Annotated in this window: 26 protein-coding genes and 1 tRNA gene; 14 read left to right on the top strand and 13 right to left on the bottom strand. The window is 63.2% G+C overall.

What is annotated here, in order from left to right; genetic code table 11:
- Positions 1-3: 3 nt before the first annotated feature.
- From kdpB to kdpF, 4 genes are read right to left on the bottom strand one after another with little or no spacing between them, the layout of a single operon-like run.
- Positions 4-2097 (bottom strand): potassium-transporting ATPase subunit KdpB, encoded by a 2094-nt coding sequence (kdpB, locus tag FJ938_RS01615; RefSeq protein WP_140690599.1) that lies wholly within the window; start codon positions 2095-2097, stop codon positions 4-6.
- Complete coding sequence (locus FJ938_RS01620) at positions 2094-2315, bottom strand: hypothetical protein (RefSeq protein ID WP_140609610.1); 222 nt, start codon at positions 2313-2315, stop codon at positions 2094-2096. The genes kdpB and FJ938_RS01620 overlap by 4 nt, the downstream gene beginning before the upstream one ends.
- A gap of 7 nt (positions 2316-2322) precedes the next feature.
- Positions 2323-4026, bottom strand: a complete 1704-nt coding sequence (gene kdpA / locus FJ938_RS01625) for a potassium-transporting ATPase subunit KdpA (protein WP_140690601.1) — start codon at positions 4024-4026, stop codon at positions 2323-2325.
- 20 nt (positions 4027-4046) lie between these two features.
- The gene (gene kdpF, locus FJ938_RS01630; protein ID WP_140609606.1) at positions 4047-4136 is read right to left on the bottom strand and encodes a K(+)-transporting ATPase subunit F; all 90 of its coding nucleotides are present in this window, start codon (positions 4134-4136) and stop codon (positions 4047-4049) included.
- A gap of 896 nt (positions 4137-5032) precedes the next feature.
- Here kdpF and FJ938_RS01640 point away from each other — a divergent pair.
- Positions 5033-5230, top strand: a complete 198-nt coding sequence (locus tag FJ938_RS01640) for a hypothetical protein (RefSeq protein WP_140609604.1) — start codon at positions 5033-5035, stop codon at positions 5228-5230.
- Between the two features lie 672 nt (positions 5231-5902).
- On the opposite strand, the gene FJ938_RS01645 is transcribed toward FJ938_RS01640, so the two are convergent.
- The 3 genes from FJ938_RS01645 to FJ938_RS01650 form a co-directional block, all read right to left on the bottom strand.
- Positions 5903-6193, bottom strand: a complete 291-nt coding sequence (locus FJ938_RS01645) for a hypothetical protein (protein ID WP_140609602.1) — start codon at positions 6191-6193, stop codon at positions 5903-5905.
- Positions 6194-6211: 18 nt separating this feature from the next.
- Positions 6212-6382 (bottom strand): hypothetical protein, encoded by a 171-nt coding sequence (locus tag FJ938_RS29290; RefSeq protein WP_181168979.1) that lies wholly within the window; start codon positions 6380-6382, stop codon positions 6212-6214.
- A 673-nt stretch (positions 6383-7055) separates the two neighbouring features.
- Positions 7056-7145 (bottom strand) — tRNA-Ser (locus FJ938_RS01650).
- 310 nt (positions 7146-7455) lie between these two features.
- Here FJ938_RS01650 and FJ938_RS29295 point away from each other — a divergent pair.
- From FJ938_RS29295 to FJ938_RS01665, 4 genes are all read left to right on the top strand, one after another.
- Complete coding sequence (locus FJ938_RS29295; protein ID WP_181168739.1) at positions 7456-7611, top strand: hypothetical protein; 156 nt, start codon at positions 7456-7458, stop codon at positions 7609-7611.
- 145 nt (positions 7612-7756) lie between these two features.
- Entirely contained in the window at positions 7757-8080 is a 324-nt protein-coding gene (locus FJ938_RS01655) for a hypothetical protein (protein ID WP_140609600.1), read from the top strand.
- A gap of 206 nt (positions 8081-8286) precedes the next feature.
- On the top strand, positions 8287-9276 hold the full coding sequence (locus tag FJ938_RS01660; RefSeq protein ID WP_140609598.1) for a BMP family ABC transporter substrate-binding protein: 990 nt from the start codon (positions 8287-8289) through the stop codon (positions 9274-9276).
- A 117-nt stretch (positions 9277-9393) separates the two neighbouring features.
- The gene (locus FJ938_RS01665; RefSeq protein WP_140690603.1) at positions 9394-9855 is read left to right on the top strand and encodes a GNAT family N-acetyltransferase; all 462 of its coding nucleotides are present in this window, start codon (positions 9394-9396) and stop codon (positions 9853-9855) included.
- Here the strand turns inward: FJ938_RS01665 and FJ938_RS01670 are convergent.
- A complete protein-coding gene (locus FJ938_RS01670) occupies positions 9850-10236 on the bottom strand; it encodes a hypothetical protein (protein WP_140690605.1) in 387 nt (128 codons plus the stop codon). The genes FJ938_RS01665 and FJ938_RS01670 overlap by 6 nt on opposite strands.
- 14 nt (positions 10237-10250) lie before the next feature.
- Complete coding sequence (locus tag FJ938_RS01675; protein WP_140690608.1) at positions 10251-10460, bottom strand: SlyX family protein; 210 nt, start codon at positions 10458-10460, stop codon at positions 10251-10253.
- A 212-nt stretch (positions 10461-10672) separates the two neighbouring features.
- Here FJ938_RS01675 and FJ938_RS01680 point away from each other — a divergent pair, with 212 nt between their 5' ends.
- From FJ938_RS01680 to deoA, 6 genes are read left to right on the top strand one after another with little or no spacing between them, the layout of a single operon-like run.
- Complete coding sequence (locus FJ938_RS01680) at positions 10673-12202, top strand: ABC transporter ATP-binding protein (RefSeq protein ID WP_140690610.1); 1530 nt, start codon at positions 10673-10675, stop codon at positions 12200-12202.
- The gene (locus tag FJ938_RS01685; RefSeq protein ID WP_140690612.1) at positions 12199-13338 is read left to right on the top strand and encodes an ABC transporter permease; all 1140 of its coding nucleotides are present in this window, start codon (positions 12199-12201) and stop codon (positions 13336-13338) included. Before FJ938_RS01680 ends, FJ938_RS01685 begins: the two co-directional genes overlap by 4 nt.
- Position 13339: 1 nt before the next feature.
- Positions 13340-14311 carry an ABC transporter permease gene (locus FJ938_RS01690; protein ID WP_140609586.1) on the top strand — a complete coding sequence of 324 codons (972 nt, stop codon included), beginning with the start codon at positions 13340-13342 and terminating at the stop codon, positions 14309-14311.
- A 58-nt stretch (positions 14312-14369) separates the two neighbouring features.
- A complete protein-coding gene (gene cdd, locus FJ938_RS01695) occupies positions 14370-14762 on the top strand; it encodes a cytidine deaminase (RefSeq protein WP_140690614.1) in 393 nt (130 codons plus the stop codon).
- A gap of 46 nt (positions 14763-14808) precedes the next feature.
- Positions 14809-15618 (top strand): purine-nucleoside phosphorylase, encoded by an 810-nt coding sequence (locus FJ938_RS01700; RefSeq protein WP_140690638.1) that lies wholly within the window; start codon positions 14809-14811, stop codon positions 15616-15618.
- Positions 15618-16937, top strand: coding sequence for a thymidine phosphorylase (deoA, locus tag FJ938_RS01705; RefSeq protein WP_140609580.1), 1320 nt, complete (start codon positions 15618-15620; stop codon positions 16935-16937). Before FJ938_RS01700 ends, deoA begins: the two co-directional genes overlap by 1 nt.
- On the opposite strand, the gene FJ938_RS01710 is transcribed toward deoA, so the two are convergent.
- From FJ938_RS01710 to FJ938_RS01720, 3 genes are all read right to left on the bottom strand, one after another.
- On the bottom strand, positions 16938-17501 hold the full coding sequence (locus tag FJ938_RS01710; RefSeq protein WP_140609578.1) for a TIGR02281 family clan AA aspartic protease: 564 nt from the start codon (positions 17499-17501) through the stop codon (positions 16938-16940).
- 215 nt (positions 17502-17716) lie between these two features.
- Entirely contained in the window at positions 17717-18346 is a 630-nt protein-coding gene (upp, locus tag FJ938_RS01715; protein WP_095199484.1) for a uracil phosphoribosyltransferase, read from the bottom strand.
- 163 nt (positions 18347-18509) lie between these two features.
- Entirely contained in the window at positions 18510-19484 is a 975-nt protein-coding gene (locus FJ938_RS01720; RefSeq protein WP_140609576.1) for an adenosine deaminase, read from the bottom strand.
- Positions 19485-19617: 133 nt separating this feature from the next.
- Here FJ938_RS01720 and ubiE point away from each other — a divergent pair, with 133 nt between their 5' ends.
- The 3 genes from ubiE to coaBC all read left to right on the top strand — a co-directional run bounded on the left by ubiE (position 19618) and on the right by coaBC (position 23599).
- Complete coding sequence (ubiE, locus tag FJ938_RS01725; protein ID WP_140609574.1) at positions 19618-20394, top strand: bifunctional demethylmenaquinone methyltransferase/2-methoxy-6-polyprenyl-1,4-benzoquinol methylase UbiE; 777 nt, start codon at positions 19618-19620, stop codon at positions 20392-20394.
- Between the two features lie 70 nt (positions 20395-20464).
- Entirely contained in the window at positions 20465-22039 is a 1575-nt protein-coding gene (gene ubiB, locus FJ938_RS01730; protein WP_140609572.1) for a 2-polyprenylphenol 6-hydroxylase, read from the top strand.
- Between the two features lie 87 nt (positions 22040-22126).
- On the top strand, positions 22127-23599 hold the full coding sequence (coaBC, locus tag FJ938_RS01735) for a bifunctional phosphopantothenoylcysteine decarboxylase/phosphopantothenate--cysteine ligase CoaBC (protein WP_210241954.1): 1473 nt from the start codon (positions 22127-22129) through the stop codon (positions 23597-23599).
- 90 nt (positions 23600-23689) lie between these two features.
- Here the strand turns inward: coaBC and FJ938_RS01740 are convergent.
- A partial coding sequence (locus FJ938_RS01740) for an invasion associated locus B family protein (RefSeq protein ID WP_246673129.1) occupies positions 23690-24258 on the bottom strand: 569 nt, incomplete at its 5' end.

Raw genomic sequence — 24258 nt, forward strand, 5'->3', positions numbered from 1 at the left:
TCCTTATGCGAGGCCAAGGGCCGTGACGGCCAGGTCGATTATCTTGATGCCGACGAACGGTACGACGATGCCGCCAAGGCCATAGACGAGAAGGTTGCGGCTGAGCAGCGCACCGGCGCCGATCGCCCTGTATTTGACGCCGCGCAGCGACAGCGGGATCAGAACGATGATGATCAGCGCGTTGAAGATGATGGCCGACAGGATGGCGCTCTGCGGTGTCGCCAGATGCATGATGTTGAGCGCTTGCAGCGGGCCGGCGGTTTGGCCAGGCGCGACGTAGAAGACGGCGAACATGGCCGGGATGATGGCGAAGTATTTGGCCACATCGTTGGCGATGGAGAAAGTGGTCAGCGAGCCGCGCGTCATCAGCAGCGCCTTGCCGATCTCGACGATCTCGATCAGCTTGGTCGGGTCGCTGTCGAGATCGACCATGTTGCCGGCCTCGCGAGCGGCGACCGTGCCGGTGTTCATGGCGACCCCGACATCGGCTTGGGCGAGCGCCGGCGCATCATTGGTGCCGTCGCCGCACATGGCGACCAGTTTGCCCCTGGCCTGCTCGTCGCGGATCAGCTTCAGCTTGTCCTCGGGCGTCGCCTGGGCAAGGAAATCGTCGACGCCGGCTTCCGCCGCGATGGCCGCCGCCGTCATCGGGTTGTCGCCGGTGATCATCACCGTGCGGATGCCCATCTTGCGCAGCTCGGCGAAACGCTCGCGGATGCCGCCCTTGACGATATCCTTGAGGTGAACGATGCCGAGCAGGCGCCCGTCCCGCTCGACCGCCAGCGGCGTGCCGCCGGATTTTGCGACCTCGTCGGCAATCGCCTGCAGGTCGCGCACGGTGTCGCTGCTGGGGCGCGCGCCACGGGCAGCGACGGTCGACCGGTTGACATGGGCGAGCACGGAATCGACCGCGCCCTTGCGCACCGAGGAGCCGTCAATGTCGACACCGCTCATGCGGGTCTGCGCGGTGAACGGCACGAAGGTCGCGTGCAGCGTCGCCATGTCGCGGGCACGGATGGCGTATTTCTCCTTGGCCAGCACGACGATCGAGCGGCCCTCCGGCGTTTCGTCGGCGAGCGAGGCAAGCTGCGCCGCGTCGGCCAGTTCCTGCTCGGTGACGCCCTTGACCGGACGGAACTCGGTCGCCTGGCGGTTGCCGAGCGTGATGGTGCCGGTCTTGTCGAGCAACAGCGTGTCGACATCGCCCGCCGCTTCCACGGCGCGGCCCGACATGGCCAGCACGTTGAAGCGCACCAGCCGGTCCATGCCGGCGATGCCGATGGCCGACAGCAGCGCGCCGATCGTGGTCGGGATCAGGGTCACGAACAAAGCGACAAGTACGGTGACCGAAATATAGCCGCCCGAATAGGAAGCAAAACTCGGTATGGTCGCCGTGGCCAGCACGAAGATCAGCGTCATGCCGACGAGCAGGATGTTGAGCGCGATCTCGTTCGGCGTCTTCTGGCGCTCGGCGCCCTCGACAAGCGAAATCATGCGGTCAAGGAATGTGTGTCCGGCGGCGGCGGTGATGCGGACGCGGATCCAGTCGGACAGCACCTGGGTGCCGCCGGTGACCGCCGAGCGGTCGCCGCCGGATTCGCGGATCACCGGCGCGGATTCGCCCGTGATCGCCGCCTCGTTGACCGAGGCGACGCCTTCGATCACCTCGCCGTCGGATGGGATGATGTCGCCCGCTTCGACCAGCACGGCGTCGCCGACCTTCAAGCTGGTGCCGGGCACCGTCTGGAACTTGGTGCGGTCCTCGCCGGTCAGCAGCTTGGCCTGCATCTCGGTGCGCGCCTTGCGCAGCGAATCCGCCTGCGCCTTGCCGCGCCCCTCGGCGACGGCTTCGGCGAAATTGGCGAAGAGCACCGTGAACCACAGCCAGATGATGATCTGCAGCGTAAAGCGCGGATCGCCACCGCCGGTGAGGAGATCCTTGACGAACAGCACTGATGTCAGCGCCGTGACCACCGCGACGACGAACATCACCGGATTGCGGGCCAGCGTGCGTGGATCGAGCTTGCGGAAGGCGCCGCCGATGGCGGGCCACAGGATGCGTGCATCCATGATGCTCGCGGATTTTGAGTGTCTCATCTTGAAGCTCCAGCTTCGCTGTTGTTGGTCGGCACCGACCGATCGGGCGCCTGAAGAAGATGCGGAAGCCCGTAGGCCAGCAACCAAAGGGCGATCATGACGATGGCAAGTCCGAGGAACGTCGACATCGTCGGAAAGGGAGGAGGCTTGCCGCCCCTTTCACCTTCACCGTCGGGCCGATGCCGGCCATTCGGACGTCTGATGTTGAACATGGACATGTCCGCCTCAGAAGGTCTGCCCGTGGATCATCGCCAGATGCTCGACGATCGGGCCGACGGCGAGCGCCGGGAAGAAGGTCAGGCCGCCGACGATGACGATGACGCCGACCAGCAGCCCGACGAACAGCGGACTGTCGGTGGGGAAGGTGCCGGCCGAGGCCGGCACGGTTTTCTTCGCCGCCAACGAACCCGCGATGGCGAGCGCCGGGACGATGACCAGGAAACGGCCCATCAGCATGCCGATGCCGAGCGTGACGTTGTACCAGGGCGTGTTGCCGCTGAGGCCGGCGAAGGCCGAGCCGTTGTTGGCGGCCGCCGACGTGTAGGCGTAGAGCATTTCGGAGAAACCATGCGGGCCGCCATTGGCGATGGACGCGACGGCACTCGGCAGGATCACCGCGGCGGCGGTGAAGACGAGCATCGCCAGCGGCAGGCACAGGATCGCCAGCATCGCCATCTTGACCTCCTTGGCCTCGATCTTCTTGCCGAGATATTCGGGCGTGCGTCCCACCATCAGCCCGGCGACGAAGACCGCGATCAGGATGAACATCAGGATGCCGTAGAAACCGGCACCGACGCCGCCGACGATGACTTCGCCGAGCTGCATGTTGATGATCGGGACCATGCCGCCGAGTGCGGTGAAACTGTCGTGCATGGCATTGACGGCGCCACAGGACGCGGCCGTGGTGATGACCGCGAACAGCGCCGACAGCGCGATGCCGAAGCGGGTCTCCTTGCCTTCCATATTGCCGCCGTCAATGCCCAGCGCGTGCACCAGCGGATTGCCCGCGGCTTCCGCCCAGTAACAGACGGCGACGCCGGCGGTGAACAGAACGCCCATCGACGCCAGGATCGCCCAGCCCTGCCGCCGGTTGCCGACCATGCGGCCGAAGACGTTGGTGAGAGCAGCGCCGAGCGCGAAGATCGTCACCATCTGGATCAGGTTGGAAATCGCGTCGGGATTTTCGAACGGATGCGCCGCATTGGCGTTGAAGAAACCGCCACCATTGGTGCCAAGCATCTTGATGGCCACCTGCGAAGCGACCGGCCCAAGCGCGATCGTCTGCTTGGCGCCCTCCAGCGTGGTGGCGTCGACATAGGGCCCAAGCGTCTGCGGCATGCCGAGCCAGACATAAACCAGCGTCAGCACGATGCAGAGCGGCAAGAGCACGTAGAGGATGCATCGGGTCATATCGACCCAGAAGTTGCCGATGGATCTGCCGGAGGCGCGGGCGAAGCCTCGGATCAGCGCGATCGCGATCGCGACGCCGGTTGCCGCCGAAACGAAATTCTGGACCGTCAGGCCGGCCATCTGCACGAGATAGGACATCGTGCTTTCGCCGCCGTAGTTCTGCCAGTTGGTGTTGGTTACGAAGCTGGCGGCCGTGTTGAACGCAAGCGCCGGGCCCACCGCGCTCATGCCTGCGGGGTTGTAGGGCAGGCTGCCTTGCAGGCGCTGCAGGAGATAGAGCACCAGGAAGCCGGCAAGATTGAAGAGCAGCAGGGCCACCGCATAGGCGGCCCAGTGTTGTTCTTCTCGCTCGCTGGTTCCGCAAATGCGGTAGAGCCCGCGCTCCAGCGGGCCGAAGATGGGTGAAAGCGGCGTGCGCTCACCGTTGAAGACGCGGTGCATATAGAAGCCAAGCGGCTTCACAAGCAAAACGATGATCCCGCAAAAGACCAGGATCTGTATCCAACCGTTCAGTGTCATGGCTGTGGCTTTCCGTGCCTTCAGAAGCGTTCTGGACGAACGAGCGCGTAGGTCAGGTAGGCGAGCAGGAACACCGTCACGCCGCCACCGAGGATGTAATCGAAAAGCATGGTCCGGTCCTTCAGCTCAAATTCCATCGCAGGCTCTGACGTAGGCAAAGGACAGGGCAAAAAACAAAATCCCCATCCCCAGAAAAACGATGTCCATTGTTCTTGTTCCTTGCTTCCACTTTTCTACTTCGCCCTAGCCTGGCCAGCTCGGCACCCACGTCGAAACAGTGCGCCGCACTTCAAGTGGCGGCCACGTCCGACGTTTTTCTCAAGGGAATATGGGCCCGATCGCCATAAAGGTTCGAGACGGCGCGAGGCGGAAAGAAATAGGAATTTCATAAAGGTTTTGCCGCCTCGTCGCCGTCAGCGAACCGGCGTTTCGATTTGGATCTGGTGGGTTGCGGCGCGCAACCACGCCTTGCGGCAAGCACTGGGCGTTCGGGCGATGGCGGGCATTAACATCCGTTAGAGTGCGCTTATTCGCTGACAAACACCCCCGCTGATGGAACAACCACCCGGCCCGCGAATTGTCGGTCGAATCTCATAAACCCGTCAGCCTGAGGTCCAGCCGCATCATGCCCAGATACTATCTCGATCTCTACAATAGCGACGGGCTGACGATGGACGGTGACGGCCAGGTCTTCGAAACCCGCGAGCGCATGCGGCGAGAAGCGATCCGCATCCCACCTCGTCCGCGACGAGATGACCGAGAATGATCATACGGCCATCCCCGTCAAGGTACGCGACGAGGGCGGACGCCATATCTTCGAGGCATCGCTTGTCGTCTCTTCCAGGTGGTGTGACTGACAGCTTTCAGCCCGAGCACCGATGACAAACGTTTCCCAATTATCATTTGTAATCGTCGCCCCCCCCGCAACGCTGCACCATGGGGCTTGAGGACGATGGAGGCGGCGATTGTTCCGAAAACGGTGCCTCCCAGGACGGAGTAGCGGCACATGGTTCGTGCAAAAGTCGACACCCAGCGTGACGAGCGCGCCAAGCGTGAATCGCAGATCTTGATCGATGCAGAGCGGGCAGCCCGCGAGGAAAAGACAGCCAGGCTGAGAGCGCTGCGCCTTGCCGCGCGAGCGGCGAACGGACCTGAAGCGGCGAGCCCCAGGCCGGCACCCCGACACGCGCATCCGAAAGGGTGACGGCAAGACGCGTGCCCGCCTTATGGAAGGGCTATGTTGCGGTTGCTATGAGCGATCCGCCGATTGTGTTCTGAAATTCGCCATCATCCAGGGCTGCGCCGCATTCCCGGCTGTCTCATTCTCGGCTGTCTGGCGCTTCGCAAACAGGCGAAGCTTTGCCGCACTGTTTCCCAGCGAGACGCCGGGCTTCTCGACAACAAGGTCGGCAATATCAAGGCTGGCATCCTCGCTAATTCAAAGCCACGCGATTGACGCTGACAGGATTTGGATCGGTGACAGTACGACCTCGAACATCCCCAAGTACACCACGCTAACGCAGTTCAAGGCGTACCTGAAGACGTACTTCGATACGCTCTACGCGCCGGTGTGCCGAAATTCCTCGAACAACGTCCGACAACACTAGTTCCTCGCGGATGGCTGCTATTACCGTCGGTGCGACAAACATCACCATGAGGTACGGCAGCGGCGGTTCGGCCTGTGGGCATGATGGACCTTAGGAGCGATCATCAAATGCCTTGGCTGGGGGAAAAAAAGCGGACGGCACCATGAACTGGGTGCGGATGATCGCCAGGGCGTGTCGCGGTCGCGACTCTAATGAGGCGCGAGCCCGGCTCGTCCATCTGGACTGACACTCTGGATGATCGAACCGGGCCTTCCCGCAAACGTCAAACGTTAGCCACCCATCTTCTTTGCCATCGCGCAGAACTCTGCGTGCGACTTGTTAACAGCGGCATCGCCGCAGTCTTTCAGCACCGCCTTACGCTCATCGGGTTTCATGGCCGTCCACGCGGTCTTGAAATCCTTTTCGGATTTCATTGACTTCATGCCGGCATCGGTGAAGAACGGCGACATCTTGGCCGGGTCATCGAGTGCTGACGTGCCGCCGCTCGTAGAAGCAGCTATTGCAGTACTACCCATCATTGCGAGCGCAATTGCGCCCATACTGAGCACTTTGATGTTCATTTGAATATCCTCCGTAGGTCATTCACCAAGGTTGTGACCGTAACGGAAGAACGTGTACTGACTCGGGTCGGTTCCCGCGCGCTGCAAAACAAACTTGCGATTCGAGCTGAGCGCGTCCGGGTTGATCAGATGCCCGCCCTCTTTCTTCTGGTGACACATCAGCCGGCTACCCCGCTGCTCGGTAATCATGCACTCGGCCCTTTTGCCCAACCTGAAAGGACGTCTTTTGCCACGAGGAAGAATTCGCTAGGCGCCCGGGCCGAGGTGTAGGGTAGGCGGGACGTCCCAAGCTCCCACCACATTCTTGCCCGGGACCTGCTTTCCAAATAAGCAGAGAACACCCAGCGGTTTGACCGAGGAGCGGCTGTCGCCCCCCGGGTTCAATCCACTACGCGCACCGCGAAGCTCTTCCCAAGTAAGCGACCGACCAAATTAAGTTGATTTAATTACATAAATTGTAGCAAACAGCACGCCTATCATGGCGGCCCATGAACATAATGCCAGCCAAAGGGTTATACCGCTGTCTCTGTGGCGACGGGCTTTTTGAGAGGCGATGCTGGAAGACCAAGCTCTTAGACCGCTGATCCAAAGACCTAATGCGATCACGCACCCAATTGAAAAGACCGCAGCCTTGATCATTGGTGCTTTTTAGGTGCCAAGAGTTAACTTTGGATTCGAGGCAAGGCGGTGAGGCTGTGCGAGGAGACCTGTGGCAGGAGCTTGAGTGATACGAGGACAGGCGAAAGGTTGGCTGACGGGCCCGGCGATTGCTCCAGATTGGTCTAAGTAGTTGGTCGAAGCTATAATAACCAATTCCACTAACCATTTGATTTTGCCGGCGTAAATGCCACAGTCGTGAGAATGGCGGAGAGAGCGGGATTCGAACCCGCGTTACGGTTTCCCGTAAACACACTTTCCAGGCGTGCGCCTTCAACCACTCGGCCACCTCTCCGTCCTTTGCCTTCGCGCCGGCCGGTTTCGCCGTGCGGGTTGGGGAGATGCATCTCCTTGGGCCTGCGGCGCGGAGCTTCCGCGCCATGGATGCCGTCCAACCAACGGGCATCCTTCCCCGGCACCTGAGCCGTCAAAGCAACAGGCGCGGGGCTCATCTAGTCGATCCCGCGCCGAATGCCAAGCCATAACGGCAGTCTATTCGCTTTGCCGACCACACAGCGTTTCGCAAAGCCGCCGTCGTACCCGAATTTGAGACGACGGCACCCGAATGATGTGCACAGGCAAGGGGCGGCTTCTTCGCCGGTTCGGTGATCGCCGATGTCGCCGGGATAAGCTGCTTCGAGGGCGATTGCGGCTATTTCGCCGCCTTCATCGGCCTGGCCGGACTGGTGGTCGGCGCCATCGCCGGCGGCATTCTCGCCGTCTGGCTCGCTCACCGGCATAGGCGTCGGCCGGCCGCATAGGGCCGGTGGCGTAGGAAGAGGAAGCCCGAGCCTTCAAATTCGCGTATCGCGGTTGCGGGCAAGCCATCCCCATTCTATTTCTCGTTTCGGGACACGTGCCGAAGGTTCCTGGAAAGCGTCCAGGATCGGCCGGGGGAGAGCCTTGATGTTTCGTTTCATCTTTCGTCTTGCTGCCATGGTCGCGCTGTCGGTTTCCGTCATCATGGCGGTGCTCGACACCACCCGCACGGTGGCGGCTTCGGCCCTTGTGCTCACCCCGCTCAACGCCAGCTGGCTGGCCGTCTCGCCGGACACAAGGGCGGCCTTCGAAACCTTCGTCCGCGCCAAAGCCAGTCCACTGCTGTGGGATGGCGCCATTGCCTGGGTGCTCAACCAGCCGGGATTTGCCGTGTTCGCGGTGCTGGCCTTCCTGCTCTACGCCATCGGCTACAAGCGGCAGCGGCGTGCAGGTCAGTTCGCCGCCAACTGATCCGCAAGGACCAAACTGCCGGCACGGCTTGCCCTTGGCACGCTTTTCCAAAGGGTCAAAATTCCGCGTGAATTTTGTTTCGGGCCGTGCCAGATTGCCGCCGAGCGGGAGGTCAGTACACTCCTGGCTGACGTCGCATGCCTGCCGCAGAACCGGACAGGCGGGCGGGGCGTAACGGAAAAAATAACCGACAGGGTGTGGATCACATGAAACGTATCGTTCTCGGCCTTCTGGCCGCAACCGCAATGGTTCTTCCGGCTTTTGCCGCGGATGTCCAGCCGGCCATCCTCTATGATCTGGGCGGCAAGTTCGACAAATCGTTCAACGAAGCGGCCTATCACGGCGCCGAGAAGTTCAAGACCGAGACCGGCACGCCCTATGTCGAATTCGAGGTGTCCAATGCCTCGCAGCGCGAGCAGGCGCTGCGCCGCTTCGCCGAGGACGGCCACAACCCGATCGTCATGGCCGGCTTCGCCTGGGAGGATGCGCTGAAGAAGGTCGCGGCCGAATATCCCGATCTCAACTTCGCCATCATCGACGATGCCGTCGACCTGCCCAATGTCCGCTCGCTGGTGTTCAAGGAGAACGAAGGCTCCTACCTCGTCGGCATCATGGCGGCGATGGCCTCGAAGTCGAAGAAGGTCTCCTTCGTCGGCGGCATGGACATCCCGCTGATCCGCAAATTCGAATGCGGCTATGTCGGTGGCGCCAAGGCGGCCGGTGCGACGGAAGTGATCCAGAATATGACCGGCGACACGCCGGCCGCCTGGAACGATCCGGCCAAGGGCGGCGAAATCGCCAAGACGCAGATCGACCAGGGCTCCGACGTGGTCTACGCCGCGGCCGGCGGCACCGGCGTCGGCGTGCTGCAGGCGGCGGCTGATGCCGGCAAGCTCGGCATCGGCGTTGATTCCAACCAGAACGGCCTGCAGCCCGGCAAGGTGCTGACTTCGATGATGAAGCGCGTCGACGTGGCAGTCTACACCGCCTTCATGGACGGCAAGAACGGCACTTTCAAGGGCGGCGTCGAAAACCTCGGCCTCAAGGAAGGCGGCGTCGACTACGCCATGGACGACAACAACAAGGCGCTGGTGACCGACGCGATGAAGGCTGCTGTCGAAAAGGCCAAGGCCGACATTATCGCCGGCAAGATCCAGGTGCACGACTACACGGCCGACAACGCCTGCCCCTATTGATCGGCAGCGCTCTTCAGCCATGATTTTGCAGACCGCCGGGTGAAAGCCCGGCGGTTTGTTCTTGCTGGATGGGGCGACGCTTCAATCCGTCCGGAGGGAATGACATTCGAGAGAGCGATGCAGCTGACAATCGAACCTATGCAGGACCACGACATCGAGACCGTGGCGCGGCTGCGCCTCGCGGCCTTTTTCGAAGGCACGGGAAGGACGCTTGAAGACGATGCGGCAGGACTTCGAAAATTGCTTGCAGGCGACGGGTTCGAGGCGGCCCTGGTTGTCCGGATTGACGGTGTGCCGGTCGGCACCTGCCTGTTTGTGCGCGACGAGTTGGAACCGGCGCACGATCTGACGCCTTGGCTGGCGGGCCTTGTCGTCGACACCCCGTATCGAGGCAAAGGGATTGGCACGGCGCTGGTCAATGCGATCGAAGCGCATGCGGTCTCCGTCGGTGTCGAGACGCTTTATCTCTACACCTGGGAAGCGCGCGACTTCTACGCGGCTCTTGGCTGGACTTGGGTGGAGACATTCGAGCAGGATGGCGAGACGATGCTGCTGATGTCGCGTGGACTTGGCCTATAATCTTCCCATCAGATAGCCGAACACGAACACAGCAATCAGCGCAGCGGCAATGATCATCCCGCACCGGCCGCCAAGACAATGCACACCGAACCCATGTGGCTTCCGGGCAAGGCCATGGACCACCGGCTTGACGTCGTCCAGGCCGGCGGAGCGCATCTGCGGCAGTTCGGCAATGCGTGTGGTGATCAGCTTCCAGCGGTCCGCTTCTTCCGCTGGCCGACCGCGATCGAAGAGATGCATACGTTCGGCGATCCGCACCACGGCGTCTCGGAAGGCAGGATCGATTTCGAGATCATGCTCGGCCCGTTCGCGCTCGGTATCGTTCATCAAGCCGAGCACATAGTCGCCGGCCCTTGCGATGCGATCGCCCTCCCCGGCCATGGCTCCCCTCCACTCTACCAGTGAGGCGGTTTGGTCACCGGCACGTCTGACCCCGCTTGCTCCTCGAGCGCCAAGAAACGCTCGGTCAGCGCGTCGAGCTTGCGCTGCATGCGCTCGATCACTGTCCACTGCTCCGCGATCTGGCCCGACAGTTCCTCGATGGTCTTTTCCTGCTCGGCGGCGCGGATTTCCAGCGTTGTCAGCCGGTCGTCGGGCGTGGTCATGCAAAGTCCCCAGTTTGTACCGCGATGTTTGCGCCGCGGTTTCAATTCGGCTTCGCCATATTAGCGAATGTGAGAGCTTCGGCCACGTTCGAAATTGACAAGCGCGCAGGGATTTGTCGAGAGTGGACGCTGCTTCGGCCAATTGGCATGGGCGGAGCGTCATGCTAGGCATTTTGACCAAGCGATAAAAAAATAAGAGTGGGACAGGCTGCATGGCGCAAGCCGCAATCGAACTGATCGGCATCAACAAGAGTTTTGGCGCCGTTCGCGCCAACCGCGACATCAATCTGGAGATCGCGCGCGGCACCATCCACGGCATCGTCGGTGAAAATGGTGCCGGCAAGTCGACGCTGATGTCGATCCTCTATGGCTTCTACCAGGCCGACAGCGGCGAGATCCGCGTCGGCGGCAAGCCGGCGTCGATCAAGACGCCCAACGACGCGATCGCACTCGGTATCGGCATGGTGCACCAGCATTTCATGCTGGTCGACAATTTCTCGGTGCTGGAGAACATTATTCTCGGCGCCGAAAACGATGCGCTCTTGAAGAGCAGCATCGCCAAGGCGCGTTCCGAGCTGGAGCGGCTGGAGCGCGAATACGGGCTGGAAGTCGATCCCGACGCGATCATCGAGGAACTGCCGGTCGGCCTGCAGCAGCGTGTCGAAATTCTCAAGGCGCTCTATCGCGGCGCCGAGATCCTGATCCTCGACGAGCCAACGGGCGTGCTGACGCCGGCCGAGGCCGACCATCTGTTCCGCATCCTCAAGCAGTTGAAGGAACAGGGCAAGACGGTGGTTCTGATCACCCACAAGCTGCGCGAGATCATGGCCATCACCGACACCGTGTCGGTCATGCGCCAGGGCACGATGGTAGCAACCCGGGAGACGAAGAAAACCACCGTCGAGGAACTGGCCGAACTGATGGTCGGGCGCCGTGTGCTTCTGCGGGTCGAAAAGGGCGAAGCGGAAGCCGGCGCCGTCAAGCTCGCGGTCAAGAACCTGACGGTCAGGGATTCCCGTGGCGTCACCATGGTCGACGACATCTCCTTCGACGTGCGCGCCGGCGAGATCGTCGGCATCGCCGGCGTCGCCGGCAACGGCCAATCCGAGCTGCTCGAGGCGATTTCCGGCATCAGGCATGCCGTTTCAGGCTCGGTCATGCTCGACGACAAGCCGATCGACCTGACGGGCAAGGCCGATCCCGGCGAATTGCGCGACCGCGGCCTCGCGCATGTGCCGGAGGACCGCCATCATGTCGGGCTGGTGCTGGCCTTCGAGGAGAACGAGAACTCCATCCTCGGCTATCACGACGACCCCCGCTATCTCAAAGGGCCATTCCTCAATGTCGACGCCATCATGGCCGATGCGAAGGACAAGATCGAGAAATACGATATCCGTCCCGGCAATCCGCGCCTGAAGACCGCCAATTTTTCAGGCGGCAACCAGCAGAAGATCGTGCTGGCGCGGGAGATGGAACAGGATCCCGGCGTGCTGATCGTCGGCCAGCCGACGCGCGGCGTCGATGTCGGCGCCATCGAATTCATTCACAAGCGCCTGATCGCCATGCGCGACCAGGGCAAGGCCGTGCTGGTGGTGTCGGTCGAGCTCGACGAAATCCGCTCGCTCTCCGACCGCATCCTGGTGATGTTTGCCGGCCGCATCGTCGGCGAACGCGGCCCCGAAGCGACCGAAGGCGAGCTCGGCCTGCTGATGGCCGGGGTCGAGCAGGAGGCCGCCGCATGAGCACGCCTTACGCCAAATTGCCGGCCTGGGCCGACTATGGGCTGATCCCGCTGATCAATCTGGCCGTGGCTTTCATCGTCGCCGGCTTCGTCGTGCTATTGGTCGGCGAAAATCCGTTCCGCGCCGCAATCATCCTGGTCCAGGGCGCCTTCGGCAAGGGAACAGGCATCGCCTTCACCCTCTTCTATGCCACCACCTTCATCTTCACCGGGCTCTCGGTGGCGGTGGCCGCGCATTGCGGCCTGTTCAACATCGGCACCGAGGGGCAGGCCTACATCGCCGGTCTCGGCATCGCCATCGTCTGCCTGTCCTTCGACAGCGTGCTGCCCTGGTGGTTGACATTCCCGCTGGCCATCGTCGCTTCGGCGCTTGTGGGCGCCTTGTGGGCGCTGATCCCGGCCTATCTGCAGGCCAAGCGTGGCTCGCACATCGTCATCACCACCATCATGTTCAACTTCATCGCCGCCTCGATCATGGTCTACCTTTTGGTGGGGCCGTTGAAGCCGGCCGGGTCGCAAGCCCCGCAAACCCGGAACTTCCTTGCCGGAGCCGAACTGCCCAAACTCAACTGGATCATCGAGCTGTTCGGCGCCAAGATCCGTTCGGCCCCGCTCAACGTCACCTTCCTGCTGGCCTTGGTCATGGCCTTCCTGGTCTGGCTGCTGATCTGGCGCACCAGGCTCGGCTATGAGATGCGCACCTATGGTCACAGCCCGAAGGCGGCGCGCTACGCCGGCATTTCGGAAACCCGCATCATCATCACCGCGATGATGATCTCAGGCGCGCTCGCCGGCATGATGGCGCTCAATCCGGTGATGGGCGACCAGCACAATGTCGCGATCGACTTCGTCTCCGGCGCCGGCTTCGTCGGCATCGCCGTGGCGCTGATGGGGCGCCTGCACCCAGTCGGCATCGTGCTGGCGGCGATCCTGTTCGGCATGCTCTATCAGGGCGGCGCCGAACTCGCCTTCGAGATGCCGGCGATCAGCCGCGACATGATCGTCATCATCCAGGGATTGGTCATCCTGTTCGCCGGCGCACTCGAACATATGTTCAGGCCTTACATCCAGGCGCTGTTCGCCTCGTTCAGCCCACGGTCGGTCGGCATGGAAGCGGTCAAGGGAAAGGGCGCCTGAGATGGACGTGTTCAACGCGATCGTCCAGACATTGGACTCGACCATCCGCCTCTCGGTTCCGCTGCTGCTGGCGTGCCTTGCCGGCCTCTATTCGGAACGCGCCGGCATCTTCGACATAGGGCTCGAAGGCAAGATGCTGGTTGGCGCATTCGCGGGCGCGGCCGCGGCGTCGGTCTTCCACTCGGCCTTGCTCGGCCTCGGCATGGCCATCCTGATCTCGGTCGCCTTTGCCATGGTGCACGGCTTCGCCTCGATCACCCATCGCGGCAACCAGATCGTTTCGGGCGTGGCGATCAATTTCATCGCCGCCGGATCGACCATCATCCTCGGCCAGGCCTGGTTCCAGCAGGGCGGGCGCACGCCGGCGCTGCAGCCGGGCGAACGGTTCGAAGCGATCATCTGGCCTGGCGCCGATGCCGTCAGGGATGTGCCGATCATCGGCCCGATCTATGCGGAGTTGATCTCCGGTCATTCGCTGCTGGTCTACCTCGCCTTCCTTATGGTGCCCTTCACCTGGTGGGTGCTGTTTCGCACCCGCTTCGGCCTCAGGCTGCGCGCCGTCGGCGAAAATCCCGCCGCCGTCGACACCGCCGGCATTTCCGTCGCCTGGCTGCGCTACAGAGCGCTCATCTGCACCGGCATCCTCACCGGCGTCGCCGGCGCCTATCTGTCGATGGTGCAGAATGGCGGCTTCGTGAAGGACATGACCGCCGGCAAGGGCTACATCGCGCTGGCCGCGCTGATCTTCGCCAAGTGGAAGCCGGTCAACGCCATGTTCGCCTGCCTTCTGTTCGGCTTCCTCGACGCGCTGTCGATCCGCTTGCAGGGCTCGCCGCTGCCCATCATCGGCAAGGTGCCGGTGCAGTTCATGCAAGCCCTGCCCTATATCCTCACCGTCGTCCTGCTCGCCGGCTTCATCGGCAAGGCGATCCCGCCCCGCGCCGGCGGCGTGCCCTATGTCAAGGAGCGCTGAGCGGACGGAATCCACTGGCGGGCGGCTTTTGAACGAGATCGTGGGAGAGAACAACTGAATGTCGCATGATCTGTTCGAAGCGGCCAAGACCGCCATGGCCAAGGCCTACGCGCCCTATTCCAAGTTTCCCGTGGGCGCCGCCTTGCGTACCGAGGACGGACGCATCTTCACCGGCGCCAACGTCGAGGTCGCCTCCTATCCGGAGGGCTGGTGCGCCGAGACGACCGCGCTTGGCCACTACATCATGGGCGGCGGCGGCAAGATCGTCGAAATCGCCGTCCTTGCCGAACGCATAGCCAAATGCACGCCTTGCGGTGGCTGCCGCCAGCGGCTGGCCGAATTCTGCCGCCCTGAAACCAAGCTCTATCTCTGCGACGACACGGGTGTGGCCGAGACCGTGACCATGGGCGACATGTTCCCCTACGGCTTCCGCGGCGACATTTTGAAGTGAAGCGCTGGCTGAAATGAAGCATCTGCTGAACCACGGGCTGGCTGAAATGACGGAAAAGGCGCTGGATCATCTCATCGAGAAGCTGGACGGGCTGGCGCCATCGACCGCGCTGGTGCTGGGATCAGGCCTCGGCGTCCTTGTCGACCGGATCGAGAACCCGATCCGCGTCTCCTATGCCGACCTGCCCGGCTTTCCCAGGAGCGACGTCAGCGGCCATGCCGGCGAGGTGGTGGCGGGACTGTTTGCCGGCACGCCGGTGCTGATGCTGTCCGGCCGCGCCCACTACTACGAGCACGGCAACGCGGCTGCGATGCGTCCGGTGCTGGAAGTGCTTGCCGGCATCGGCATCACAAAACTGATCCTCACCAATGCCGCCGGCTCGCTCGATCCGGACATGCCGCCGGGCTCCGTCATGCTGATCACGGACCACATCAACTTCTCCGGCACCAACCCGCTGATCGGCGAGCCGAGCGACCGCCGCTTCGTCGGCCTGACCGAAGCCTATGATGCCGGCATCCGCAAGGCGATCGAGCGCGCGGCGGACGCGACCGGCACCGCTCTGCACAAGGGCGTCTATATGTGGTTTTCCGGGCCGTGTTTCGAAACGCCGGCCGAAATCCGCATGGCGCGCATCATGGGCGCCAACGCGGTCGGCATGTCGACCGTGCCGGAAGTCATTCTGGCCCGTTTCCTTGGGCTGCGGGTCGCCGCCTGCTCGGTCATCACCAACCTTGCCGCCGGCATGACCGGAGCCGAACTTTCGCACCAGGAGACCAAGGACATGGCGCCGGTTGGCGGGTCACGGCTGGCAACGGTTCTTCAGCGCGTGTTCCGCGATAGGCTCCTGGAGAACTGATGCTTCCGCAGGAAATCATCCGCCACAAGCGAGACGGCCAGAGGCTCTCGGCTCGCGAAATCGCCGCCTTCATCGACGGCGTGACGTCAGGTGCCGTCACCGATGGCCAGGCCGCGGCTTTTGCCATGGCGGTGTTCTTCAACGGCATGAACCGGGACGAGGCCGTGGCATTGACACTGGCCATGCGCGATTCCGGCGATGTGCTCGACTGGTCGGACCTGCCCGGCCCGGTCACCGACAAGCATTCGACCGGAGGTGTCGGCGACAATGTCTCGCTGATGCTGGCGCCGATCGTCGCCGCCTGCGGCGCCTACGTCCCGATGATCTCGGGGCGTGGCCTTGGCCATACCGGCGGCACGCTGGACAAGATGGATGCGATCCCCGGCTATATCAGCCAGCCCGACATTGCATTGTTTCGCCAGGCGGTACTGGAAACGGGCTGTGCCATCATCGGCCAGACCGCCGACCTCGCGCCTGCCGACCGCCGACTCTACGCGATCCGCGACGTGACCGCCACTGTGGAATCGGTGCCGCTGATCACCGCCTCGATCCTCTCGAAGAAGCTCGCCGCCGGCCTGGGCTCTCTGGTGCTCGACGTCAAGGTCGGCAATGGCGCCTTCATGGAGAAGTCGCGTGATGCGACCGCGCTCGCCAACAGTCTGGTCGAGGTCGCCAGCGGCGCCGGGCTGAAAGTGTCCGCCCTGATCACCGGCATGAACGAGCCACTGGCCTCGGCTGCCGGCAACGCCGTCGAGGTGCGCAACGCCGTCGACTTCCTGACCGGCCGTCTTCGCGACCGGCGACTGGAGGACGTGACCCTGGCGCTGGCGGCCGAAATGCTGCAGTCGGCGGGACTGGTGTCGTCCAACCAGGATGGCATGCGGCGCGCCACCGAGACGCTCGCCAGCGGGCGCGCCGCCGCCACCTTCGCCCGCATGGTGACGGTGCTCGGCGGCCCCGCGGATTTCATCGAGAGGCCGGAAAAATATTTGCCGGAGGCGGCAACGGAATTCGCGGTCAAGGCGACGACGCAGGGTTTCGTCACAAGCATAGCCGCCCGCGATATCGGCCTTGCGGTGGTTGGTCTGGGCGGCGGGCGCACCCGGCCCGACGACAGGATCGATCCCACCGTCGGCATCACCAGGCTGCTGCCCATTGGCGCGGAAGTACAAGCCGGAGATGCGCTGGCGCTGATCCATGCCCGCTCCCCGTCCGATGCCGAGGCGGCAGCAGCGGCCGTGCTTTCGGCCTATGCGATCGGCGCTTCGAAACCGCCGGCGGACAAAACCGTCATCCGGCGGATCCTGCCTCGCGGTTAACTACTGGACGAGGAGCAGGGAGCCGTTTTCGACCTGGTACTTCTGGAGCCGCGTGAGGAAACTCATGCCTATGAGATTGGTTTGAAGCGCCTTGTCGTCGAGCACGACCGCTTGGACGTCTTCCACCTGGATGGCGCCGATCTGCAGCCGATCGACCGTGACCACGGCAGCCTTGATCGTGCCGTTGGCGGTGTTGACCTGGCGCGTGAAATCGGAAGGGCTCAGCGACAGGCCGATCCTGCGGGCCGTCGAGGTGTTGATGGCAACCAGCGTCGCACCGGTATCGATCATGCCGTCGACCTGACGACCGTTGAGCTTGAACTGCGAGGTGAAGTGTCCGCGCGCGTCCGCCTCGACCACGAACTTGCGGCCCAGCGGTTGCGCTGCAGCCGGCTTGTCCGGCATCGCCGCCAGCTTCAGGTCCGGCTGGGTCTCCGTGGCCGGCTTGGCGGTAATCGCCGATCTCAGCAATCCCTCGATAAGCTGGGGATTTGACTGATAGATCATCGGGATGGATGCGGCTATTCCGGCGGACGCACCAAGAATGAGAAGTGTTCGCAGCATGGGTCAACCTTTGAGGGCTGATCCTTAGTCCGGATATGGTGTTTGGCGCTTTAACGCTCTCCGAAACCGCATCCTTGCGTAAACAATCGGTAAACCTGGTTGCGGCTTTGAGCAATTCCAGGAAAAGGGCACAGCGGTTTTCCGTCCGGAATTGAGAAATCAAAGACAAAAGCGGGTCAACGATTCAATCGAACGCTGAACCGCTTCGACAGCTGCTATTTCGTCCCGTACATACGGTCGCCGGCGTCGCCGAGCCCAGGCATGATATAGCCCTTCTCATTGAGCTGGCGGTCGATGGAGGCGGTGAAGACCGGGACGTCCGGATGCGCCTTGGTGAAACGCTCGATGCCTTCGGGCGCCGCCAGCAGGCACAGGAAGCGGATGTTGGTGGCGCCGCGCCCCTTCAACTTGTCGATCGCCGCGATCGCCGAATTGGCGGTCGCCAGCATCGGATCGACGACGATCACCAGCCGGTCGGCGAGATCGCTCGGCGCCTTGAAGAAATACTCGACCGCTTCCAGCGTCTCGTGGTCGCGGTAGAGACCGATATGGGCGACGCGAGCCGCGGGCACCAGGTCGAGCAGGCCTTCCAGCAAGCCGTTGCCGGCGCGCAGCACCGAGGCAAAGACCAGCTTCTTGCCCTCCAGCGTCGGCGCTTCCATCTCCTCGATCGGGGTCTCGATGGTGGTGGTGGTCAGTTCAAGGTTGCGGGTGACCTCGTAGCCGAGCAGCAGCGATATCTCGCGCAGCAGCCGCCTGAAGCCGGCCGTCGAGGTCTCCTTCTTGCGCATGATGGTCAGCTTGTGCTGGACAAGCGGATGATCGACGACGGTGACGCCCTTCATGATGTGCTCCGACGTGGTGGTTCGCGGTGGGTGGTTGAATAGTGAGTAGTGAATAGTGAGCCGATTTGCGAGTCCCCGCCTGAGGAAAGCGCCGGCCTTCAACCGCTCGATGCGTGCACGGCCAAACTGCCCACTACTGAGTACTGACTACTCACTATCGCGATCACCGCACCTTCGCGTCCAACCGGCCCAGCAGCATCGCCTTGGTCTTCCTGTCGACGAAGGCCGCTTCGATAGCGGTTCTGGTGACCGCCGCCAGCGCCTTTTCGCTCATTGAAAAATGCTCGGCGGCGATATCGTATTCGCGCTTCAGCGAGGTCCAGAAATAGGGCGGGTCGTCGGAATTGAGCGTCACCTTGCAGCCGGCGGCCCGCAGGGCGGGAAACGGATGGTCGGCGAAACTGTCGAACACCTTGAGCGCGATGTTGGAACCGGGGCAGCATTCCAGCACGACGCCCTCATCGGCGATGCGCCGGACAAGCTCCGGGTTCTCGATGGCGCGCACGCCATGGCCGATGCGGGAGGGGCGGATGTGGTCGAGCGCGGCCTGTACGGTTTCCCAGCCTGTCAGTTCGCCGGCATGGACGGTTATGCCGAGCCCGGCTTCGCGAGCGATCTCGAAAGCCCTGACATAGTCTTCCATGTCGCCTATCCGCTCATCGCCGGCGACGCCGAAGCCGGTGACCAGCGGATGCCCGCAGCGCGCCGCGAAACGCGCTGCCTGTTCGATCGACTCGACGCCAACATGGCGCACGCCCGTGACGATCATGCGGCCCTCTATGCCGGTCTTGGCCTTGGCGCGCAGCATGCCTTCGCCGAGCGCGTCGGTATAGGCCTTGGGCGACAGCCCGGCTTTGATCGCATGGTCGGGCGAGGTGAAGACCTCGGAATAGATCGCCCCGTCGCGGGCGAGGCTGGTCAGATAATGGTCGGCCAGCCGCGCATAGTCCTCCTCGGTCCGGAACAGATCGGAGGAGAAATCATAGGCGGCGAGAAAGGAGGTGAAATCGTGCCAGACGAAGGAACCGTTCTGGATATAGGGCGAGGTATCCTTGCCGTATTTCTGCGCCTGGCGGATGACGAGTTCGGGCGCCGCTGCCCCTTCAATGTGGCAGTGCAGTTCCGCTTTCAATGGCATTCAAACATCCCGTCGGTCAGTCCAGGTCTTGAAAACCGCCACCTGGAAGCGCGGCTGAACACCGCGCCTTAAACAATAGCGCCCGCACCATCGATCGGCTATGGTCCCGCCGGTTTTATGACGGATCAAAAAAATGTCTGGTGAGAGAACCACGGCCGCCGGCGGCATGGAAACCTCTTATGGTTTCAAGCGTGTAGGGGAAAGCGAGAAGCAGTCCCTGGTCAACGATGTTTTCCACAAGGTCGCCAACCGCTACGACCTGATGAACGATCTTATGTCGGGTGGCCTGCACCGGCTGTGGAAGGATGCCATGGTCACTTGGCTCAATCCGCCCAAGCGGGCGGGCTGGCGCGTGCTCGACGTTGCCGGCGGCACCGGCGACATTGCCTTCCGCATCGTCGATACCAGCCACGGCCACGCTCATGCCACCGTGCTCGACATCAACGGTTCGATGCTCGCCGTCGGCCGCGACCGGGCCGAGAAGAAAGGCCTGTCCGGCAACACCGATTTCGTCGAGGCCAATGCCGAGGAACTGCCCTTCGCGGATGCCACGTTCGACGCCTACACCATTGCTTTCGGCATCCGCAACGTGCCGCGCATCGATGTCGCCCTCGGCGAAGCGTTCCGCGTGCTGAAGCCTGGCGGCCGGTTCCTGTGCCTGGAATTTTCCGAGGTCGAGATGCCGCTGCTCGACAAGGCTTACGAAGCCTGGTCGTTCAACGCCATTCCCAGGATCGGCAAGATGGTCACCGGCGACGGCGAGCCCTATTCCTACCTGGTCGAATCGATCGCGAAATTCCCCAACCAGCCGAACTTCGCGGCAATGATTTCCCGCGCTGGCTTCGAGCGTGTTTCCTTCCGCAACTATTCCGGCGGCATAGCGGCCCTGCATTCGGGCTGGAAGCTTTGAGGCCGTCGCATATCTACCCCGCTCGATGCGCTCAGTGCCGGTTCAACGGATCGGCGGGGCGAGCGCAGCCATGAGCACGGTCAGCGCAGGATTTCGGCTCATGCGGGCCGGCTGGGTGCTGGTGCGCGAGGGCGTCGTCGCCGCCTTGCCCGGCGAGGAGTTGTCCGGCCTGCCGAAATTCGGCTGGCGGCTGGCGCGGCTGTTCACCCGTCGCCGCGCACTCGCCTATCAGCGCAGCGACCGGCTGGCCAAGGCCGTGGTCCGGCTCGGCCCGTCCTATGTGAAGCTTGGCCAGTTCCTGGCGACGCGGCCCGACGTCGTCGGCAATGACATGGCGCTCGATCTTGCCATGCTGCAAGACAAGATGCACACCTTCCCGAGGGCCGAGGCGATCGCGGCCATCGAAGCGTCGCTCGGGCGCAAGGTGGCCGATCTCTACGCGCAATTCGGCGACCCGGTCGCCGCCGCTTCCATCGCCCAGGTCCACGCCGCCGAAACCCTCCACGAAGGTGCTGCCAGCAAGGTGGCGGTGAAGGTGATCCGGCCGGGTGTGCGCCGCCGCTTTTTTCACGACTTGGAAAGCTATTTCCTCGCCGCCCGCCTGCAGGAAAGGTACATCCCCTCGTCACGCCGGCTGCGGCCGGTTCAGGTCACCGAGACGCTGGCGCAAACCACCAAGATCGAGATGGACCTGCGCCTCGAAGCCGCGGCACTCTCCGAACTTGGCGAAAACACCAGGGATGATCCCGGTTTTCGCGTACCCTATGTCGACTGGGAACGCACCGGCCGCGACGTGTTGACCATGGAATGGGTCGAAGGCGTCAAGATGAACAACATCGCCGGCCTCGAAGCCGCCGGCCACGACCTGAAGGCGATCGCCGCCAATCTCGTCCAGTCGTTCCTGCGCCATACGCTGCGCGACGGCTTCTTCCATGCCGACATGCATCCCGGCAATCTGTTCGTCGAAGCGAATGGCACCATCGTCGCCGTCGATCTCGGCATTGCCGGCAGGCTCGGCAAGAAGGAGCGCCGCTTCCTCGCCGAGATCCTCTACGGCTTCATCACGCGCGACTATCTGCGCGTCGCCGAGGTGCATTTCGAGGCCGGCTATGTGCCGCGCCAGCACAATGTCGCGGCCTTCGCGCAGGCGATCCGCGCCATCGGCGAGCCGATCCACGGCCAGCCGGCCGAGACCATTTCGATGGCCAAGCTTTTGACGCTGCTGTTCGAGGTGACCGAACTCTTCGACATGGCGACAAGACCGGAACTGATCCTGCTGCAGAAGACCATGGTGGTGGTCGAGGGCGTGGCGCGTACGCTCGATCCGGTCTTCAACATGTGGAAGACGGCCGAGCCGGTGGTCAGCGGCTGGATCGCCGGGAATCTCGGCCCGCGCGGCATGATGATCGATGCGCGTGATGGCGCCAAGGCGCTGCTGACGCTCGCCCGCCAGGCGCCGGAGCTTGCGGCGCGCACTGATCGGCTGTCGCGAGAGATCGATCTGATGGCCGAGCACGGGCTGCGCTTCGACGAAACCACCGCCCGCGCCATCGGCAAGGCCGAGGCCCGGTACAGCCGTTCGGGCCGCGTCGCGCTGTGGGTAATCGCGCTGACACTGGTCTATATTGCCTGGAAGCTGATTTAGCTCCGCCGCGTCAGCACTGTCCGTAGCTTGCTGCGATATGATTGCATTGCTATCATTGCTATCGGAAGATGAGCAGAGCGCAATCACATGGCAAGCATCACCATTCGCAACCTCGGCGATGAGGTCAAGGAACTGCTGCGCCGACTGGCGGCGGAAAACGACCGTTCCATGGAAGAGCAGGCACGAGTCATGATCCGGGCCGCGGTTGACGGGCAGGCCCTGCCGACCGGTCGCCTCGACCAGATTGAGAAAGCCCTGCACGACCTGGCCGCCTCACAGGGCTCGACGGCCCCGGCCATCGCAACGGCAGCCAGGATTTCTGCCCGCGGCAGTCTCTCCGGCAAGCGCATCCTGCTGATCATCGGCGGCGGCATTGCAGCCTACAAGGCGCTGGACCTGATCCGGCGGCTGCGCGAGCGCGGTGCCGCGGTGCGGGTGGTGATGACGTCAGCCGCGCGGGAGTTCGTCACCACGCTGTCGGTCGGCGCGCTTTCGGCAGATCATGTCTTCACCGAACTGTTCGACCGCAATGACGAGCATGATGTCGGCCACATCAGGCTGTCACGCGAGGCCGACCTGCTGGTGGTGGCGCCTGCGACCGCCGACCTGATGGCCAAGCTTGCCAATGGCCACGCCAACGACCTCGCATCCACCGTGCTGATCGCCACCGACAAACCGGTGCTGATGGCACCGGCCATGAACCCGAGGATGTGGGCGCATCCTGCGACGCGGCGCAACCGCGCCACGCTGGCCAAGGACGGCGTTGCCTTTGTCGGCCCTGCCAAAGGCGAGATGGCTGAGAGCAATGAGGCGGGCGAAGGCCGCATGGCCGAACCGCTGGAGATCGTCGCCGCGATCGAGGCGCTGCTCGATCTCAGTCCGAAACCTTTGGCTGGCAAGAAAATCATCGTCACTTCCGGCCCGACGCATGAGCCGATCGACCCGGTGCGCTACATCGCCAACCGTTCGTCCGGCAAGCAGGGCCACGCCATCGCGGCGGCACTGGCAAGATTGGGCGCCGATGTGCGACTGGTCTCCGGCCCGGTCGCCATTGCCGATCCGGCCGGCGTGAAGACCATTCACGTCGAGCGCGCGCAAGGGATGCGCGATGCTGTGGAACAGCTTTTGCCTGCCGACGCCGCGGTCTTCGTCGCTGCCGTTGCCGACTGGCGCTCCGAAAATTCCGCCGGCGAAAAGATCAAGAAGGTGGCGGGCGAAGGGCCACCGGTGCTTCGTATGGTGGAGAACCCCGACATCCTTGCCGGGGTCGGCCACCACAAGCAGCGACCCGGCCTGGTCGTGGGCTTCGCCGCCGAGACGCAGGACCTTTTGCGCAATGCCGAGGCCAAGCTGAAGAAGAAAGGCGCCGATTTTATCGTCGCCAACGACGTCTCGCACGAAAGCGGCATCGGCCCTTCAGGCGTCATGGGCGGCGATCGCAACCGGGTCCGGATCGTCTCGAAGACCGGCGTCGAAGAGTGGCCCGAAATGACCAAGGACGAGGTGGCGGCACGGCTCGCCACCCTGATCGCCGAGCGCCTCAAAACGATCGTCGTCTAACCAAGGCGCGCGACGCACGCACCGCCTGCCGCTCGACGGCGGCAAGGCGATGCCTCAGCTTCGCCGGTCCGGAGACCCTCTCCCCGTCAGTTAGCCAAAAAGCTCCGCCGTGCGGGCGAGCGCGCCCCCGAAGCCGTTGAGCGGAATGGAAAAGCTCACCTGCTGTCCCGTGTCGGCCGCGAAAGTGTCGATCTTGAGGGTCGTGCCCGACTTGAGCAGCGGCGTGACGTTGGCATCGAATGCCACCGGCACGAGGCAGCCGACCACCTGACAGGTGTTAAACGGCAGGCTGCCATCGAGTTTCTGGTTGTCGACGGTCAGGGTGACACCCTTGGCGAGCGCGAGGCCAAACGGCAGGGCAAGGGTTTCGCTCGCGTCGTCGCCGCTCTTGCTCGACAGCTCGATCGCCAGCAGACGCTGGTTGCTCTGCTTGTTGAACTGCTGATGCGACAGGCTGCATACCTTGGCAGTGCCCGATACCTGGCAATTGACCGTCCAGTCGCCATGGGTTTCAGACAAGGCCGACGCGCCGCCAGGCAGTTGCGGCGCACTGGCGGCGGCATTTGCAGCCGAAGTTGCCTTGTCGCCCTTCGTTTGCGCCGCCATGGCCGGCAGACCGGCGATGCAGGCCGCACCCAGCATCGCCACAAGATACGCGT

Source organism: Mesorhizobium sp. B2-4-14 (assembly GCF_006442155.1).
Lineage (GTDB): Bacteria > Pseudomonadota > Alphaproteobacteria > Rhizobiales > Rhizobiaceae > Mesorhizobium.